General features: G+C 51.8%; 13 protein-coding genes. 2 read left to right on the top strand and 11 right to left on the bottom strand.

The annotated features are described in order from the left end of the window. Positions 1-6: 6 nt before the first annotated feature. The 8 genes from ACEVG1_RS04090 to ACEVG1_RS04055 all read right to left on the bottom strand — a co-directional run bounded on the left by ACEVG1_RS04090 (position 7) and on the right by ACEVG1_RS04055 (position 12,285). Complete coding sequence (locus ACEVG1_RS04090) at positions 7-1,608, bottom strand: solute:sodium symporter family transporter (protein ID WP_374742290.1); 1,602 nt, start codon at positions 1,606-1,608, stop codon at positions 7-9. Positions 1,609-1,635: 27 nt separating this feature from the next. Then, complete coding sequence (gene iolD, locus ACEVG1_RS04085; protein WP_374742289.1) at positions 1,636-3,492, bottom strand: 3D-(3,5/4)-trihydroxycyclohexane-1,2-dione acylhydrolase (decyclizing); 1,857 nt, start codon at positions 3,490-3,492, stop codon at positions 1,636-1,638. A 2-nt stretch (positions 3,493-3,494) separates the two neighbouring features. After that, on the bottom strand, positions 3,495-4,514 hold the full coding sequence (iolC, locus tag ACEVG1_RS04080; RefSeq protein ID WP_374742288.1) for a 5-dehydro-2-deoxygluconokinase: 1,020 nt from the start codon (positions 4,512-4,514) through the stop codon (positions 3,495-3,497). Continuing rightward, positions 4,514-5,392 (bottom strand): 5-deoxy-glucuronate isomerase, encoded by an 879-nt coding sequence (iolB, locus tag ACEVG1_RS04075; protein ID WP_374742287.1) that lies wholly within the window; start codon positions 5,390-5,392, stop codon positions 4,514-4,516. The genes iolC and iolB overlap by 1 nt, the downstream gene beginning before the upstream one ends. 32 nt (positions 5,393-5,424) lie before the next feature. After that, complete coding sequence (locus ACEVG1_RS04070; RefSeq protein WP_374742286.1) at positions 5,425-6,366, bottom strand: ketose-bisphosphate aldolase; 942 nt, start codon at positions 6,364-6,366, stop codon at positions 5,425-5,427. A gap of 87 nt (positions 6,367-6,453) precedes the next feature. Continuing rightward, complete coding sequence (locus tag ACEVG1_RS04065) at positions 6,454-8,220, bottom strand: RagB/SusD family nutrient uptake outer membrane protein (RefSeq protein ID WP_374742285.1); 1,767 nt, start codon at positions 8,218-8,220, stop codon at positions 6,454-6,456. 12 nt (positions 8,221-8,232) lie between these two features. Next, positions 8,233-11,286 carry a SusC/RagA family TonB-linked outer membrane protein gene (locus ACEVG1_RS04060; protein WP_374742284.1) on the bottom strand — a complete coding sequence of 1,018 codons (3,054 nt, stop codon included), beginning with the start codon at positions 11,284-11,286 and terminating at the stop codon, positions 8,233-8,235. Between the two features lie 165 nt (positions 11,287-11,451). Continuing rightward, positions 11,452-12,285 (bottom strand): hypothetical protein, encoded by an 834-nt coding sequence (locus tag ACEVG1_RS04055; protein ID WP_374742283.1) that lies wholly within the window; start codon positions 12,283-12,285, stop codon positions 11,452-11,454. 327 nt (positions 12,286-12,612) lie between these two features. Here ACEVG1_RS04055 and ACEVG1_RS04050 point away from each other — a divergent pair, with 327 nt between their 5' ends. After that, positions 12,613-13,710, top strand: a complete 1,098-nt coding sequence (locus ACEVG1_RS04050; RefSeq protein WP_374742282.1) for a LacI family DNA-binding transcriptional regulator — start codon at positions 12,613-12,615, stop codon at positions 13,708-13,710. Here ACEVG1_RS04050 and ACEVG1_RS04045 read toward each other — a convergent pair. Next, positions 13,646-14,683 (bottom strand): LacI family DNA-binding transcriptional regulator, encoded by a 1,038-nt coding sequence (locus ACEVG1_RS04045; protein ID WP_374742281.1) that lies wholly within the window; start codon positions 14,681-14,683, stop codon positions 13,646-13,648. The genes ACEVG1_RS04050 and ACEVG1_RS04045 overlap by 65 nt on opposite strands. A 116-nt stretch (positions 14,684-14,799) precedes the next feature. On the opposite strand from ACEVG1_RS04045, the gene ACEVG1_RS04040 reads away from it, so the two are divergent. Beyond that, positions 14,800-15,312: an N-acetyltransferase family protein gene (locus ACEVG1_RS04040; protein ID WP_374742280.1), complete on the top strand. Its 513-nt coding sequence runs from the start codon at positions 14,800-14,802 to the stop codon at positions 15,310-15,312. Between the two features lie 9 nt (positions 15,313-15,321). Here the strand turns inward: ACEVG1_RS04040 and ACEVG1_RS04035 are convergent, their stop codons facing one another. Both ACEVG1_RS04035 and ACEVG1_RS04030 read right to left on the bottom strand, forming a co-directional pair. Next, a complete protein-coding gene (locus ACEVG1_RS04035; protein ID WP_374742279.1) occupies positions 15,322-15,687 on the bottom strand; it encodes a CoA-binding protein in 366 nt (121 codons plus the stop codon). Positions 15,688-15,735: 48 nt separating this feature from the next. Continuing rightward, positions 15,736-16,947 (bottom strand): serine hydrolase domain-containing protein, encoded by a 1,212-nt coding sequence (locus ACEVG1_RS04030; RefSeq protein ID WP_374742278.1) that lies wholly within the window; start codon positions 16,945-16,947, stop codon positions 15,736-15,738. Positions 16,948-17,083: the final 136 nt, after the last annotated feature.

Below are 17,083 nucleotides of genomic sequence, written 5' to 3'. Positions count from 1 at the left end.
TCCCTATTAAACATTTCCCAATAAGATGTAAATCACCACCGTGATGACAACCAGCATGATGGCAAATGGACGTGTAAACCGCCAAGCCTCCATGGGAATCGATGTGGTATCCCGCTTTGCCATCTCCTGCGGATGCGCCGGATAAAACCGGGATACGCCAAACATCACAGCCATATTCAGTAAAAACTCAATCCCCCAGATATGTATGAAGTGCACATCCACTTTCAGGATGAAAGTACACAGCACATAAAAAATCAATCCGGTGAACAATGCTGCCTTAGCCCCCGTAGCCGAAATGCTTTTGAAAAAAAATCCGCCGATCATGATGGAGGCAATGGGGATGAAAAAGATACCATTCAGCTCTTGCAGTAACTGGAACAGGCCTTCGGGCGCATTGGCCACGAACGGTGCCGCCACGATAGAAGTGATGGCGAGCAACGTGGCCACCAGCCGCCCCATGCTGACCAGTTTCTTTTCCGGTGCCCCCTTTTTTATCATCCTTTTATACACATCGATACTGAAAATGGTTGACGCACTGTTTAGCACAGCGTTGAATGTACTGAGCACAGCGCCCATGATTACCGCAGCGAAAAGCCCCAGGAGCGGCACCGGCAGGATTTTCTTCACCAACTCAGGGTACACCATGTCTTGATTGCCATAATAGGTATCGTCGAAATAATAATAACCGATTACACCCGGCAAGACAATGATGAAAGGGACGAGTATTTTCAGCAAGCCGGTATATAACAGCCCCTTTTGGGCTTCCTTGAGGTTTTTCGCCCCCAATACCCGCTGCACGATCGTTTGGTTCATGCACCAGAAATAGAGCTGGTTGATGACCAGCCCGGTGAAAAGTGTACTGAACGGCATCACCGAATCGGGGCTGCCGATAACGTTGAATTTCTCCGGACTGTGCTCAAAGACACGGGCAAGGCCGTCCAGCGGATTCCCATCACCGATATAGATGAGTGCCAAAACCGGAATCAGCAACCCGCCGAACAGCAACCCATACCCGTAAATCACATCCGATACGGAAACGGCTTTTAACCCGCCGATAACGGCATAGGCCGCACCGATACAGCCCACTACCACGACGGTGATCCAGAGGCCCGTCTCCCTGCTTACATCCAGCATGGCCGAGATATTGAAAATACTCTCCAAATTGATAGCGCCGGTATATAGTACGATGGGCAACAGGGTTACGGCAAATGAAACCAACAGAAACAAGGCAATCAACGAACGGGTGCCCTTATCGAATCGCCGTTCGAGGTATTCCGGTATGGTCGTTAATCCCATCCGCAGGTACTTGGGCACAAAATATACAGCAGCTGCGATAAGCGCCAGGGCAGAGGTCACTTCCCAAGCGATGATGATGAAGCCGTTTTTATAGGCCGACCCATTCATGCCCACTAAGTGCTCGGTAGAAATATTAGTCATAATCATGGAGGCTGCGATGACGGGGCCTGTCAGGCTCCGTCCTCCCAAAAAGTAACCGTCTTGCGTACTCAGGTTATCCTTGCGCATGCGCAGCCAGGCATAGATACCAACGAACAGGGTAAACCCTACGAAACTAACGATGGCAATCAGGGGTGATGAAAATTCAAACATAGGCAACGGTTATGGCTAAAGTATACGTTATAAATGACGGCGCTGTTTTGCCTTTTCGCCCACCGAGAGTTCGTGGGCTTGCCGCACGCCAGCGGTTGCCGATACGGTAGCGATGGGAACCTCCCACCACGCATGGCCATAACCGGCCATTTTGCGCTCGGGGGCCGTTTCTACATAAACCACGGTAGTCGTTCCGTTAGCCTTGGCCTGTTCCAGCGCGTCACCAAAGGAAGCCGCGTCCGTAGCGCGGATGACGACGGCGCCCAAGCTTTCCGCATTGGCGGCAAGGTCTACCGGCAGGAGGCTTCCATCCAGTTGGCCCGATCCCTCATCGCGGGCCCGGTACTGCGTACCGAAACCCTCGGTGCCCAGCGATTTCGAGAGCCCACCTATGCTTGCAAACCCATGATTGTTGATTAAGATGATGGTCAGCTTGTAGTCTTCCTGTATGGACGTCACGATCTCAGAAGACATCATCAAGTAGCTTCCGTCCCCCACCATTACGTAGACCTCACGCCCACAGTCGGCCATCTTGACCCCAAGGCCACCGGCAATTTCATAACCCATGCATGAGTATCCGTACTCGAGGTGGAAACCCTTGGGGTCGCGGGTACGCCATAGCTTGTGCAAATCCCCTGGCAGGCTGCCAGCGGCGCATACCACAACATCTTCAGGTGCCGCAAAACCATTGACCAGGCCGATCACTTCCGCCTGCGAGAGCCGCTGGTCACTCTCCGCCGCGTAGGCACGTGCCACCTTCTCATCCCAGCTACGGTTGTAGGCTGCTACACGGTCCCGGTAAGCCCTGTCTACCCCGTAGCCAGCCAAGCGGTCGGCAAGCGCCTCCAATGTGGCGCGCGCATCGCCGGTAAGTGCCAGGCCCGCCTGTTTATGGGCATCAAACTCAGCAATATTGATATTGATAAAAGCTACATCCGGATGTTGAAAGGCAGTTTGAGATGCGGTGGTAAAATCGCTGTACCGTGTGCCGATACCGATTACCAAGTCGGCCGTGGCGCTGATGGCATTCGCTCCTTCCGTGCCGGTAGCACCCATGGCGCCCAGCTGGTGTGGATCATTGTAAGGCAGCGACCCTTTGCCGGCAAACGTTTCAGCAACGGGAATGCCCGTGGCGTGTACGAACGCATGCAGCGCAGCCGTGGCTTCTCCATAAATCACACCCCCACCCGCCACAATCATGGGCCGCTTGGCCGCACGGATACGCTCTGCAGCCCGCCGTAACAATTCGGCATCGGGCAGGGGTCGTGGGAGGTACCACACCCTTCTTTCGAACAATTCGTCGGGGAAATCGTACGCTTCTGCCTGCACATCTTGGGGCAAGCAAAGGGTTACGGCTCCCGTCTCCGCGGGCGAGGTGAGTACCCGCATGGCTTGCATCAATGAAGCAATCAATTGCTCGGGTCGGTTGATGCGGTCCCAAAACCTAGAGACGGGCTTGAAGCAATCGTTGACCGATACATCCGCCGATGCCGTAAATTCGAGTTGCTGCAGCACGGGATCCACATGCCGGCTGGCAAAAATATCGCCCGGAAGCAATAGTACCGGGAGCCGGTTAATCGTGGCCGCAGCCGCAGCCGTCAGCATATTGGTCGCTCCCGGACCAATGGACGAGGTGCAAGCAAATGTAGAAAGGCGGTTTTTCATGCGGGTGTAGGCCGAGGCAGTGTGCACCATGGCCTGCTCGTTGCGCGATTGGTAATAGGTGAGCGCCGGGTATTCAAATAGCGCTTGGCCCACCCCCCCTACATTGCCATGCCCGAAAATGCCGAAACATCCGGCAAAGAATTTATGCTGTGCACCATCCCGCTCCACATATTGTTGGTCGAGAAATCGGACAAGCGCCTGCGATGTGGTCAGCCTCATATTTAAAACCCTCCATGTTTTTCTATAAATGCCATTGATTCATCCAGCGTGGGCATAAAATTGGCACATCCTGGCTGCAGCACTACCTGCGCACCGCTGGCATTGCCCATCCGGCAGGATTTATAGAGGTCCCAGCCATTCAGGTAGCCATAGATAAACCCCGAGGCAAATGCATCCCCCGCTCCGAGGATGTTTAACGGCACCACCGGAAAGCCTGGCACTTCCTGTTTGTTTCCCTTTTTATCATACACCGTTGCGCCGGTAGCACCCCGTTTCACCACCAATATTTCCACACCCAACGACAAGACACCGGCTATTGCTTTGTCGATATCACCTTTCACAGTAGGTGCCGAAATCTGCTGGTGTTCGATGGTTACCTGAGAGGCGTCCTCCAACATCGCCGCCAAGAGCTCTTCCTCCGTGCCGATCGCTACTTGGATGTTGGGGAGCAGCGCCCGCACCATCACACCGAACGACCGGATGTCAGCCCATTGGTCTGCCCGGAAATCGATATCGAGTAGGGTGGTCACACCGTGTGCTTTGGCCCGTTCCACGGCGTGGAAAACGGCACTCCGGCTCGGCTCGATATTCAATGCCGTTCCTGATAGTTCAATCAGTCGCACCCTGGCCATGTCAATGGCGTTCACATGGTCGATGGTAATCTGCGAGTCGGCCGCGTTGTTGCGGTAAAATACCAGTGGAAACGTATCGGGCGGCTGAATGCCCAACAGCACAGCACTGCTCCTTGCGCCGGGGATGCGGGGGATGAAAGCCGTTTCTACTTTTTCCTGCTCCAGGAAATTCAAGATAAAATCGCCCACCTTATCCTCGCCCACGCCTGTAAGGAGTGCGGCGCGGAGCCCCAACCGGCTGCAACCGGTGGCAATGTTCAACGGTGACCCGCCAACAAACGCGTCAAACCCTTTGATAGCGATAAATTCGGCACCGATGTTCTGCGAATACAGATCTATTGACGAACGCCCTACCGTGAGCACATCATATGTTTTTGCTTTGCCGTCCATTACCCATTCATTTTTGCTGTTACCATGGGAATCCGCTCATCCGTACCCTTCCATGTACCGAATATCCAGGCATGTTCCGGATCGGGTGTGTTGGCCAGTGACTGGTCCGAGCCCGCCAGGAAATTGAGGTAATACACATCATACCCATGCCCGGCTACTACAGGATGGTAACCTTTCGGCACTAATACGACATCATTGTGTTTGGCAACTGCTATTTCATTGAGGCTGCCGTCACTGGTGTATACCCACTGGATGGCATATCCTTGCGGTTTGCTGATTTTATAGAAGTAGGTCTCCTCCAGCCTGGCTTCCACCAACTCCCCGTTTTCATTAATCATACGCTCATCGTGCTTATGGGCCGGGAATGAACTCCAGTTGCCCGACGGGGTGTATACCTCCACGGCCACCAACCGGTGGCAGGGGAACCCGGGGCCGAGCAGGTCGTTGATCTGCCGGGTGGCATTGTCGCCGCCCCGGACTTCGATCTGCACCTCTTCCGGTCGTTTGAAAACCGGCACAAAATCGCGGTCGGTTTCACACCAACCGTACGCAATGTCCAACTCCTCGCTTTCGGCAACGAGTTCAAAGGACGTATGGCGGGGTAGATAGAGCGAATGGGCCATGCCGGAAAACACATCCTTCCGTCCGTTGGTGGTTTGCCAACTGCCTTTGTCGGTATCCACACGATAGTTCCCTCCCAACAAGATGACGGCATATTCATTATCGCCCGTCTCACCCTTCCATCGTTCCCCTTTCCGCATCATCCGCGCCGCAAAATTGAGGTATTGCCACCCACCGTCTTCCCTGCTGATGTGCTGGTAAACGGCGGTGGCATTACCCGGTTTGGCCAAAAGCCTGCATTGTTGATCCTGCTTCATTTTAATAGGCTCTTTATAACGGGCAGCAGCGCTTATGCAAGGAAAGCTCCCGCTTTTCCCGCTGCCCCTAATTTTTCAAATTTTTCGACACATAGCTTCTCCAATGCTTCCACATACGCTCTCCCCGGCACAAGGGGATCGAATTGTTCGGGATGAGCCGTAAAAAACTCACGGTGCACCCGGGTCCATAGTACCCGCAAATCCGTAGCGATGTTCACTTTGCAAATACCGAAGCCTGTGGACCTCCGTAACTCCTCGTCTGATACGCCGCGGGCACCTTGCTGCATCTGCCCACCCGCTTCATTGATCCGGGCCAACTCCTGCGGATCTACCGAGGAGCCGCCATGCAGCACCAGCGGAAAGCGAGGCAAACGCTGCTGGATGGCCCGTAGGATATCGAACCGAATGCCCTGTTCGCCCGAAAACTTGTAAGCCCCATGGCTGGTCCCTACGGCTACCGCCAAGCTATCGCACCCCGTGCTTTGCACAAAATAAGCAGCATCTTCCGGCTGGGTATATTTTGATGCCGACTCCGCTATCCGTAGGTCGTCTTCGACACCGCTTAGCACACCCAATTCGGCTTCCACAAACACCCCCTTTCTGTGGGCCATTGAAACCATCTCCCTAGTACGGCCGATGTTCCGCTCCAATGCGTCGTGCGAGGCATCAATCATCACGGAACTATATTGCCCGCTGTCGATTGCGTGGGCAATATGCCGCTCATTACCATGGTCCAGGTGCAGCGCAAACACCACGTTTGGGTAGGCCCGCGCGGCCGCCTCAACCATCGCCGTCAATACCATCGGCGTGGCATAGTCGCGCGCCACGGGCGTGGTTTGGATAATGACGGGCGCCCGGCTGGTATCGGCCGCCCGGAACACGCCCAATACCTGCTCTAGCGTAAACACATTGATGGCCGGCACGGCATAGTTGCCATAGCATTCATTGAACAGGATACGCGGCGATATCATCATCTGGTTTCCGACAAATTGGTTCTGCAATAAAACGACTATTTAACAAAACTAGCAAGGTGAGCAAACGCAAAGGTTTGCGTAACGTGCTTAATTATCATATCCTTCGTTCTGGTCAAACGCATCCGAAGCATCCATGGTCGTTTGCGGTATGGGATAGATACGCCGGAACGGCTGTGAAACCGGCTTGGCGGAGAATGCGTTCTCGAATTTACCGAACCGAATCATCTGCTTGCGTCTGTTCAATTCCCAATACATCTCGTATCCGATCTCATTATACAACGTCTGCTCATCCAACACATCCAACGCCCTACCCGGTGCATTATTAAACAGCGCTTCGCGCGTACGGCTCGTTCGGAGCATATTGATATCAGCCAACGCTTCGGCCGTTTGCCCTTTACGGAAATATGCTTCAGCGCGCATACAGTATATTCCTCCCAACCGGTACAGGGGCACGTCGACGTTGCTTGTACCATTTCCGTTCTCCGGGTCGAACTCCCATTTAAACACCCTGGCACCTCGGTTGATCTGCGCTTGCGTAAACACGGACTGGGCCGGATTGTCAAAATTAAGCTCGGGGGTAAAATCCATGGCGAGCGTCGTATTCTTTTCGCAGTACAGTTTATTCACTTTTATGCGACCATCGGCGGTCATCTCAAACCCGCCACTAGGCAACAAGGTGGGCCCATATTGCTGCCCAGCCATAATACCTCGATTGAAGTGAAACCAAGGCAACCCATCACTGTTGGGTACGATACTGGTGGCAGGCACACTCACATCGGTTCCATCATTCATGAACCATGTACCGTCGCTGTACTGATAGTGGCGATGAAAACGAGGGTCGTCAAAGTTACCTTCCCATGAATAGTAGAACTCCGGCGTAATACACGATGCATTCGTACCACGGTTGGCTGGGGAAGGCTTCTGGTTCCGCTCCATCGGCATATAGGCGAGATCGCTGTCGCTACCTCGCAGTGTATTGTTATCTTGGGAAGCCACGAAAATCATCTCCGGACGCCCCGCATTGTCAATATCGAAGTTCCTGAAATAATTGCTTTCGAGGTTGAATCGGCCAGACCCTATCAGCTCTGAGGTATACTGAATCACTTTATCCATATCTGACCCATTCCCGTCCACCGCCTGCTCGTCGAAATCGAAATCCGCTGCGTACCGATTCTTGAATACGGCCCTATTGAGGTACATATCGGCCAACAAACCATAGGCACCCTGCTTTGTGAACCGCCCACTATGGGTGGATCGTTCGCCTACATTTGCCAAATCGGGAATAAGTGCTTCAACCTGTTGTATCAACACATCGATAGCGGTCGACGCCTGCAACACTTCGAGTGGAGCGTCCAAGTTTAACGGATCCCGATAAGGTGCTTGCCCGAATAAATCCAAGGTATGGAATGTGTAGAACGCCAATAGCCCTTTCGCTTCCGCGACATACATGGCTTTATCAGGAAAATCCTGCCCACTGATGGTGCCGATTGCCGTGAGTGATTGGGTGATGCCGTTCGTCAGGTTATTCCATGCAGTCGCCAACACCGCGTCGCTCGGCCCCCACGTAAATTCATGGAAAACCCGCCAACGGCCACCATCGCCCCAGTCGCTCCCGCGGGTGGGCAACAGCGCCTCGTCGGTAGCGTAAGACTGTAAGGCAAATACATTGCCGTGGTCAACAAACGTTGCATTGCTCAGCCTGTTGTAGGCGGCAGCCAGTGCATTCTGTGGCTGGGCACTTTCCGAACCCAGCATCTCATCGATCACTTTCTCTTCCAGGTTCGTACAACCAACCATACCTACGGTCAGTAGCGCGCAGACCAACTTTTTTGATTTATATATCGTCCGTAACATAACTTTATCGATTTAGAATTTAAACGTTGCACCAAGCATAAGGGTCTTTGACGGCGGGTAAGTGGTGTAGTCGATTCCCAGCGACTGGTTGCCACTTACATTCTTGGCGGTGTTCACCATGGGGTCATAGCCTGAGTAACCTGTAATGGTGAGCAGGTTCTGTGCACTTACATAGATATTGACCGATTGCAGCCATTGCGTACTTCTGGGGGCCAATGTATAGCCAACGCGCACGTTGTTCAATCTCACGAAATCAGACTTCTCAAGATATAAGGACGACAACTGAACCGCGTTGGTGGTGCTAGCACCCGCATCGTAGTATTTCGCCAGCACATTCCTGTCAGACGCCAAGCTATTGATATTTAAATTAATGGCGGTATTATTCACCAAATACCCTCCTGTCTGTCCAATGACGGAAAACGAAAAATCGAATTGTTTGTACCGCATTTGGCTGTTCAGGCCAAAGTTGAAGTTCGGGATAGCTCCCTCGAAGATCTGGCGATCGTCTGCATTAATCGCACCGTCGCCGCTCACATCTTCGAATATGTCCTTACCCTCATTGTCATACCCCGTGTGCTTCAGCATGAAAAAAGAACCTGCTTCATAGCCACTTCGATAGATATTGGCATACACCGCGGATAGGCCGGGACCGGCAATGCTGCCTGAATAAAGTTCGGAAACCGGCATATCCTTAATTGTATTGGATAACGTCGAACCATTCACATCGACCGACCAGGTAAATGCCTGGTTGCTGAACAACTGGGAACCCAACATCAATTCGACCCCTTTATTCACTAGCTGCGCATCCACATTCTTCCATACAGTGGTGGTGGGGCTAAGCGGCTCGGAGGGGATATTCAGTATCGGGTCTTTGGTCGTTTTGTTGTAGTATTCCAAGGCACCGTACAACTTGCTGTCCCAGAAGTCGAAATCCAGTCCCACATTAAATTGTTCCACGACCTCCCATTTGAGGCGCGGATTGGCTGTCCGGTTCACGTTCGTACCATTCACGAGCGCCAAATCGTCTAGCAAGTAATACCCCGAAGAGGGCGACATCGAATAGCTGGCTTGCGTAATCTTATTGGGCACTTCCTGGTTGCCCGTTTGCCCCCAACTAGCGCGTAGTTTCAGTTCGCGGATACCGCTGATATCGCTCAGGAACCGCTCGCGCGATAGCACCCAGCCCAATGCAAACGATGGGAAATACCCATACTTATTGTCTTCTCCAAAGCGGGTAGAACCATCCGCGCGCAAGGATGCGGTTACCAGGTACCGGTTATCAAAATTATAGTTTACACGGCCAAAGAATGATTGCAGTTCATTTTCCTGGGCCGATCCGCCGGGGTTCGTCGGTGTCCCCGAGTAACCCGGATTATGTTCGGGGGCAACACCTTGTCCCTGTTCGGCAATATTCTCCATACCGAAGGAAGTACCCGCAAATTTAAACTGCTGGTAGGAGAAGCCGCCCAGTAGTTCTACTTGGTGTTGGTCAGCGCTCAGGCTATAGGTGAGGTAGTGGTCCAATAAGGTAGTCAATGACGAGCGGTTGTTTTGTACATACGCCCCTAAAGGGGTACGGTCGGTAACATTGGGGTAGATGGTTGAGCTCCGCTCTGATGTCGACTTGTCGATTCCGTAATTAAACCGGTAATCCAATCCGGGTAAGATACGCAACGTAGCTTCCACATTCCCCAATACGCGGAAAGTATTCGTGTGGTCATCAAACACCTGCAGCAGATACGCGGGGTTGTAATGCGCATTCATATTGAAGTTGGTATAGTTACCATCCTCGTCGCGAACATTCCGTGTGGGGTTAGCCATCAGCGCGTGGATGATCAATTGTCCGTCCGATCCGGCGGTATTGCCGTTCGGAACACCTGTTTCTCCGATATCACTGGCGGTAAGATTCATCTTCACCTTCAGGCGTTGGTTGTCAAAAAAAGACTCTTCCGCATTAAGGCGGGCCGTGGTACGCTTAAAGCTACTGGTTTGTACAATACCATCCTGATCCATGTACGAAAGCGAAGCCATGTAGTTGCCCGAGGCCGTTGATTTCGTAAAGGAGATATTGTGGTTTTGCGTCACGGCATTCCGGTAAATGGCATCTTGCCAATCGGTATTGCCACCGTGATCATAAGTGGGGTCTAGCAGCGCGGCCCGATAGTCACCAGCAGAGAGGACATTCAATTTCTTGATGACCGACGAAGAGGCCATGTAGGTGTCGTAAGTGAGCGTCGGTTCATTGCCGGCCCCGCGTTTGGTCGTGATGATGATAACGCCATTTGAACCCCGGGCCCCGTAGATCGCTGCGGCAGAAGCATCTTTCAGTACGGTGACGGTTTCGATATCGTTGGTGTTCAGAAAGTTGAGGGGGTTTTTCGCTTCCGAGCTACCTAGCCCGAAATTTGCCCCGCCTGCACTGACGCTCTCATTGCTCAATGGTACGCCATCTACCACAAAAAGGGGAGTACTCCCACTCCGGATAGAACCCACGCCACGGATAAATACGTCGATACCCGCACCCGGTTCGCCACTCGATTGGGCAATACGCACCCCCGACACCTTGCCCTGTAACAGGTTATCAACCGAGACGCTTACCCCCTGCTTCAGGCTCTCACCTTTCAATTGGGTCAACGCGCCGGTTACGTCAGATTTCGCCTGGCTGCCATAGCCCACCACCACAATCTCGTCCAATGCATTACTAGCTTCAGACAGTGTTACGCGTAGGGAAGTTCCATCCACCGTAACTTCCTGTGGGTTATATCCGACAAACGAAATAAGCAACTTTTCACCTGCGGCGGCTTCCAGCGTAAATTCTCCTTGGTCATTGGTTGTGGTGGCCCGCTGGGTAGTGAGTGATTTTACAGTAGCCCCCGCTATCGGCACACCGTCGGTGCGGACCACTTGTCCGCTCACGTGTTGTTGGATATAAGAGTTAGCAGCTGCCGTGGTTAAGGCCATGGCATATACCTGTCCGTTCGCTATGGAGACCAAGGCCGCCACCCATACCAACAAGGCGCGTGTACTTATTCCCACATACCATTTCCATCGTAATAAATGATTCATAATGCTTTTTTTTCGTCCAAAAGGTCAAGTCCGTTTCTTTTCCTATTTTTGGATTGATGATACCATATGTATTATGTTTTGGGAAGACGCTGCCGTAGGCATCCAATCTATACGCTGCGACCCCAAAAATCCAGACCGGGTACGGCATCCTGCGGTGCCCGGTCGTTATTGTTCAATAAACAATCGCTGGTTAGCACCCTCCTTTTTTTCAGATTCAATGGTTTCAAAATAATTTACGCACGCTTTTATACGGTCTGTATTGATGATATCGACACCCAAGGTCTGCAAGGTTTCCCAACTTTTTTCACCATCCGGTGTCGCCCAGAAGCGGATATGCTTGCCTTTCGCATGTACCCCTTTTATCACGTCGGTAAGTAATTTTGCATCTGCGGGGGATATCTTATGCTCGCCTGTCCACGATGAATAGTTCCGGAAATTCGCACTGAAAAAGGCAACCCGTTCCAATTGATCGCTTGTGTAGTCAGTAGTAAGCCGGCCATCGAACGAAATAAAGGTTGGGTAGTCGCTGAACGCCGAAGGGTTCGGCATATCGCCGGAGATAACGATCTGGACAGCCAACGGATTCACTCCGGAATCAAAAACAGCCGGGTAGTCCGCGACCAGCTTCACGATGTGGTCCAACGTACGCGCGGCGGGCGTTTTTAAGTCGATCAACAAAACAAACCGATCATCCGAGTTTGGCCATGCCCTGCCATTGTTTTCCTCGAACAATTTGACAACCGGCAAAATGTACAACCGCTCCAACGTACGGCCCTCTGCCAATTCCGAACGATCGTGCCCCACCAGCAACCGTCCGTCTGCCGTAGCGAACACATCCGCTTCGATGGAGAACACCCGGTTTTCATACGCCTCGTAAAAGGGCTTTTCCTGTTCATAGTCGTTATGTGAGTGGATCCATACGCGATCTGCCTGGGCGCTGCATGCTTGCCACACATGTACGACCGCGAGCAACAAGAGCATATACGTCAATCTATGCATTATTCCACCATTTACGTTTACAACATCTCCTACTGTGTCGCGCTTGCAATGATACCGTGCGTTCAATAAATTCTAGTTACTCAGAAGTTATGTTTATTTTAAAACAAACCGAAACCGGGATAACTGATCTACATGGATGATACCTGCTTGCGCTATTAAATCTATAATTGTCAGGACAAACTAATTGCTTTTTGCTCAATAAATCAAGGAGTTGTCACTTTATCACAACGCAAAGGTTTGCGTAACAAGGTGCACACGATTTGGTTATGTAGGATATCTTCACGAACTTAGGGAGGTCGTAATTAATGACACTGATTGTAAAACCTTATGCAAAAAACTCGGCAAACGACTATCGTCGACATCGCGAACCAATTGGGCGTTTCGCCGTCTACCGTGTCGCGGGCACTGCACGACCACCCTTCGATAAGTGCGAAGACCAAGCGTAATGTGATGGTCCTAGCCGAAAAATACAGTTACCAACCAAACCTATTGGCATTGAGCCTATTGAACAAGAAAACGGGAATCATCGGTATCGTGGTACCCGAAATCACCAGCTACTTTTTTGCTACTGTCATAAGCGGCGTACAAGATATGGTGTCATCAGCTGGTTATAAGCTATTAATCTGCCAGTCGGACGAGTCATTTGAAGAGGAGAAGAAACTGCTGCACGACATGGCGCTACTACGTGTGGACGGTGTGTTGATTTCACCTACCTTCCGTACGAACTCATTCGAGCATTTCGAAAAGCTGAAGAAAACAGGCATTCCGCTTGTCATTTTCGATAGGGACTGTCCCGGGTTTGAGGCCGACAGGGTATTGGTAGACAGTTACGACGGAGCCTACCAGGCCGTGGAGTACCTCATCAAAACCGGCTGCCAACGGATTGCCCATATCGCCGGCCCCATCGCCATCCCCACGTTCAAGCAGCGGTTGGATGGCTACCTCAACGCACATTACGACAACAACATCCCCATCCGGTCGGAGCTCATTGTCTATAGCAATGGTTTTTCTTCAAATGATGGCGTAGAGGCGGCAACCCAGTTGATGGCACGCAACGAAAAACTTGATGCCATCTTTGCCGTTAATGACGCGGTAGCCATTGGTACCACGCATGTGCTGCGTGAAAATGGATTCCATGTGCCCGATGATATCTCGCTGGTGGGATTTGACGATGAGTCTTACGCGCAGTATTATTACCCTCCGCTTTCTACGGTTTGGCAGCCTGTTTATGAACTGGGTATGTTATCTGCAAAAATCCTGCTCGACCGGTTTGCCAACGTTGAGCATCCACAGCCTTACCGATACGAAGTGCTCAAACCCGAGCTGGTCATCCGCGATTCCTCGAGTGCACTTGCTGCGCCTATGTCGTCATCCGTCGCACCAAATCAACCGAACACACCAACGGTTCACCGGGAGTGGTCATGATTTGACGTCCGGGATGGCCCTGCAACGTGTCAATAAGTGTTTGCGCCACCTTGTCGGCCATGGCGCTCGGGTATTGCTCGATCGAGGTAATGGTCGGCGAGATGATGGCAGCCCTAGGGTCGTTAGAATAACCGATAATTTTCAATCCCTCCGGAATACGGATACCGCGCTCCCGGGCAAACTCCACGGCCGCGATGGCAGTGGTATCATTGGCAGCAAATAACCCATCGGGTTGTTCATTGCCCTCAAATATTTTGCGCAGGGTGCTCCAGGCATTTTCTGCCGTCAGCTCATGATGGTAAATCCATTCTTCCCTCAATGTTACGCCCCCCTTGGCCAGCGCGTCAACAAACCCGTGCGTACGCTCGCGGTAGATGCTGCAGGTCAATGGGCCGCTGATGTAGGCGATGCGCTCGCATCCCGCCTGTATCAAATGATTGCCTGCCAACAAGCCCCCACGATAATCATCGCCTTTTACGATATATGCAGCTATATCTGCTGCGGCCGGTACCCGGTCGTAAAATACCAATGGTATGCCCTGCTGGATAAACCCGGCAAAATGGGTGGTATCTTCTGTATATAATGCAAGCGACACCACCAATGCATCCACCCGTGCGGAATACAGCGTATTGGCCAGCTCCTTCTCCAGACTTACCGAATCATTGGATTGGCAAATCATTAGGTTGTAGCCCGCAGCCTGCAACTGCCGTTGCAGCGAAGTGATGAAAAAAGAATGGAAATACATGGATATACGCGGCACGATGAGTCCGATGATATTGGAGCGCCGGTTGCGTAGCGACGAGGCCATGCTGTTGTGCCGGTATCCCATTTCGTTCGCCATCGCTTTCACCCGTTGCCGGGTAGCCTCGCTGATCCGAGGGTTGTTGTTGAGCGCCCGGGAAACGGTAGCCGGGGATATCCCCAGCGCCTTTGCAATATCTACAATGCTATTTTCCGATTTCTTCGGTGTCATCTCGTATAATCCGTTTGCTGCCAAAGCAACGCTATTTTGCCCGAAAATGCAAATGGGATTTGGCCGAAGTCCGTTGTTGCCACCAAAAAACGTACCTTTGGCTATCACAACAACGCATGTACACATTTAGAAAAGCCCAGCTTAGCGAACTGCCCCAGATATGGGAAATTATCCAACAGGCGATCGCCCGGCGGAAAGCAGCTGGTAGCGAGCAGTGGCAGGACGGCTACCCAAACCCGGAAGTTTTGCGCAGCGATATAGCCAAAGGAGCAGGGTTTGTTCTGGCCGAAGGCGAAACTGTTGTTGGCTACTGCGCGGTGACGATCAACGACGAACCTGCGTACACCACCATCGACGGGAAGTGGCTTACCGATGGGGATTTTGTCGTATTCCACCGAATCGCCGTTGCACACTCCCAAACCGGTAAAGGGTTGGCCAAGAAAATAATGGAACACATCGAAACATTCGCCACGGACAACCACATACGCAGCATCAAAGCGGATACAAATTTCGATAACCCCGCGATGCTGCGGACTTTTGAATCGATGGGATACACCTATTGCGGCGAGGTTTTATTACGTGGCAAGCCGAGAAAGGCCTTTGAGAAATTACTGCCTGGCACCGCCTAACAAGGGACATCAATACTGGCCGGTACTCAGTAATACCAACGTACAGGCCTGTACCACTTCGATGCCCTGCTGTTCTGCCAAGGCTTCCAGCTCCGGGTTTTCCGTGCCAGGATTGAAGATAATGCGTCTGGGACGTGTCGCTAGGATGTAGTCGTAATATTCGGGCTGCCGCTGTGGGCCGATGTAGAGTGTAACGGTATCGATATCCGGGAAAACCGCATCGGCACGCTGTATTTCCACACCGGCCGATTCACCCTTTTTTATGCCGATATTAACAATACCATGCCCCGCGGCAACCAACCGGTGGGCAGCTAAGTATGCGTAGCGGGCCGGGTTGGTCGTAGCACCCAAAATCAATGTTTTCTTTTTTTCCATAGCCATACTTTGCAAAGCTACAGACAATAGTTGAAGAAAACCATACCGCTATTTTGCCATATATTCCCCTTCCGAAGAATAGGCCCCTTGGCGGATGACGGGCATATCCAGTAGCTGGTAAAGCTCATCCAAGTGGAGGAGGCTGCCGTTGGCAAGGTTGGTGAGTAGCACAATCGTAATATCATTGGTAAGGTCCCGCACGTAGATGTTGCGGAAGCCGTGCCACCATCCGGTATGGTATACGACCGCTTGGTTAGCCGTTTCAAAGGTGCGCCACCCGAAGCCATAGTTAAACACATTTTTGGCTGGCTTGCTATACCCCGCGTAGGCGGAGTCAAGCGTCTCCGGCTTGAGCAGGCGACCATCACGCAACGCCCGGTCAAATAGGTACAGATCTTGGACAGTGCTGTAGATGCCCTTATCGCCAACAGGGCCGTCTTGGAAGTTCTGCACCACCGAGCGGCGCCATACCTTGTCGTGGCCAACAACACCGGTAGGTATTTTTTCATATACCGCCGTTGAGTAAACTGCCGTGTGTTTCATGCCGGCAGGCGCAAATATATTTTCTTTCATATATACCGCGAAGTCCTGCCCCGTTACCTTTTCGATAATGGCCGCCAAAACCATGTAATTGGTGTTGTTATAGAAAAACCGCACACCCGGATTGGCGTACTTGGCCGGCTTATGCTTCGCCAGCAGTGCCATCACCTCCGCATTGGACATCCCTTTGCGCTGATCGGCCCAAATTTCTTTCTTGTCGGTAAAATAAAGGTAGTTCGTAAGCCCCGATCGGTGTGTAAGCAATAGCTTGATGGTCACATCCGGATAGGGGAAATCCGGAAAAAATTCATCGACCGTCTGATCCAGCCTAATCTTTCCTTCTTCCACCAATTTGAGTATGCCGGTAGCGGTAAGTGGTTTCGACACGGACGCCAGTTCAAACTGTGATGTGATCGCCAGGCTATCCCGCATCAGGTAATTGGCCCAGCCGAACGTGTTTTGGTAAAGAATCTTCCCCTTTTTTGCGACCAATACATTGCCGTTGAAACCCGATCGGCTATGCAATCGCTGCATGAAGGCATCAATCCGATCATCTGGCTTTGTAGGGTCATATGCCAACGCCAAACTGTCGCGCTCATGTTGTTTCCGCTCGGCTCGGACACGTTTCTTCTCGGTCGACGTACACGACGCACCGATAATCACAAGGAACAATACAAGGAAGAGGCTATTTCTAAACAATGGTTTTTCACTAATTTTCATCTACTCTGTTTTCATCTTCAACGGCCAGATGGAACCGGGTTCATACGCGGCTGCTAAGGTATTGCAATCAACTTGCAATGGCAACTATTTTAACACAGAATAAGAAAGTCAAACGTATTTATTACGAACAACGCGA

Origin of the sequence: Parapedobacter sp. 2B3, assembly GCF_041925275.1 — a bacterium.
Classification (GTDB): Bacteria; Bacteroidota; Bacteroidia; order Sphingobacteriales; family Sphingobacteriaceae; genus Parapedobacter; species Parapedobacter pyrenivorans_A.
Note: the sequence above shows the minus strand (reverse complement) of the source record. Positions and strands in the feature narration are given on the sequence as shown.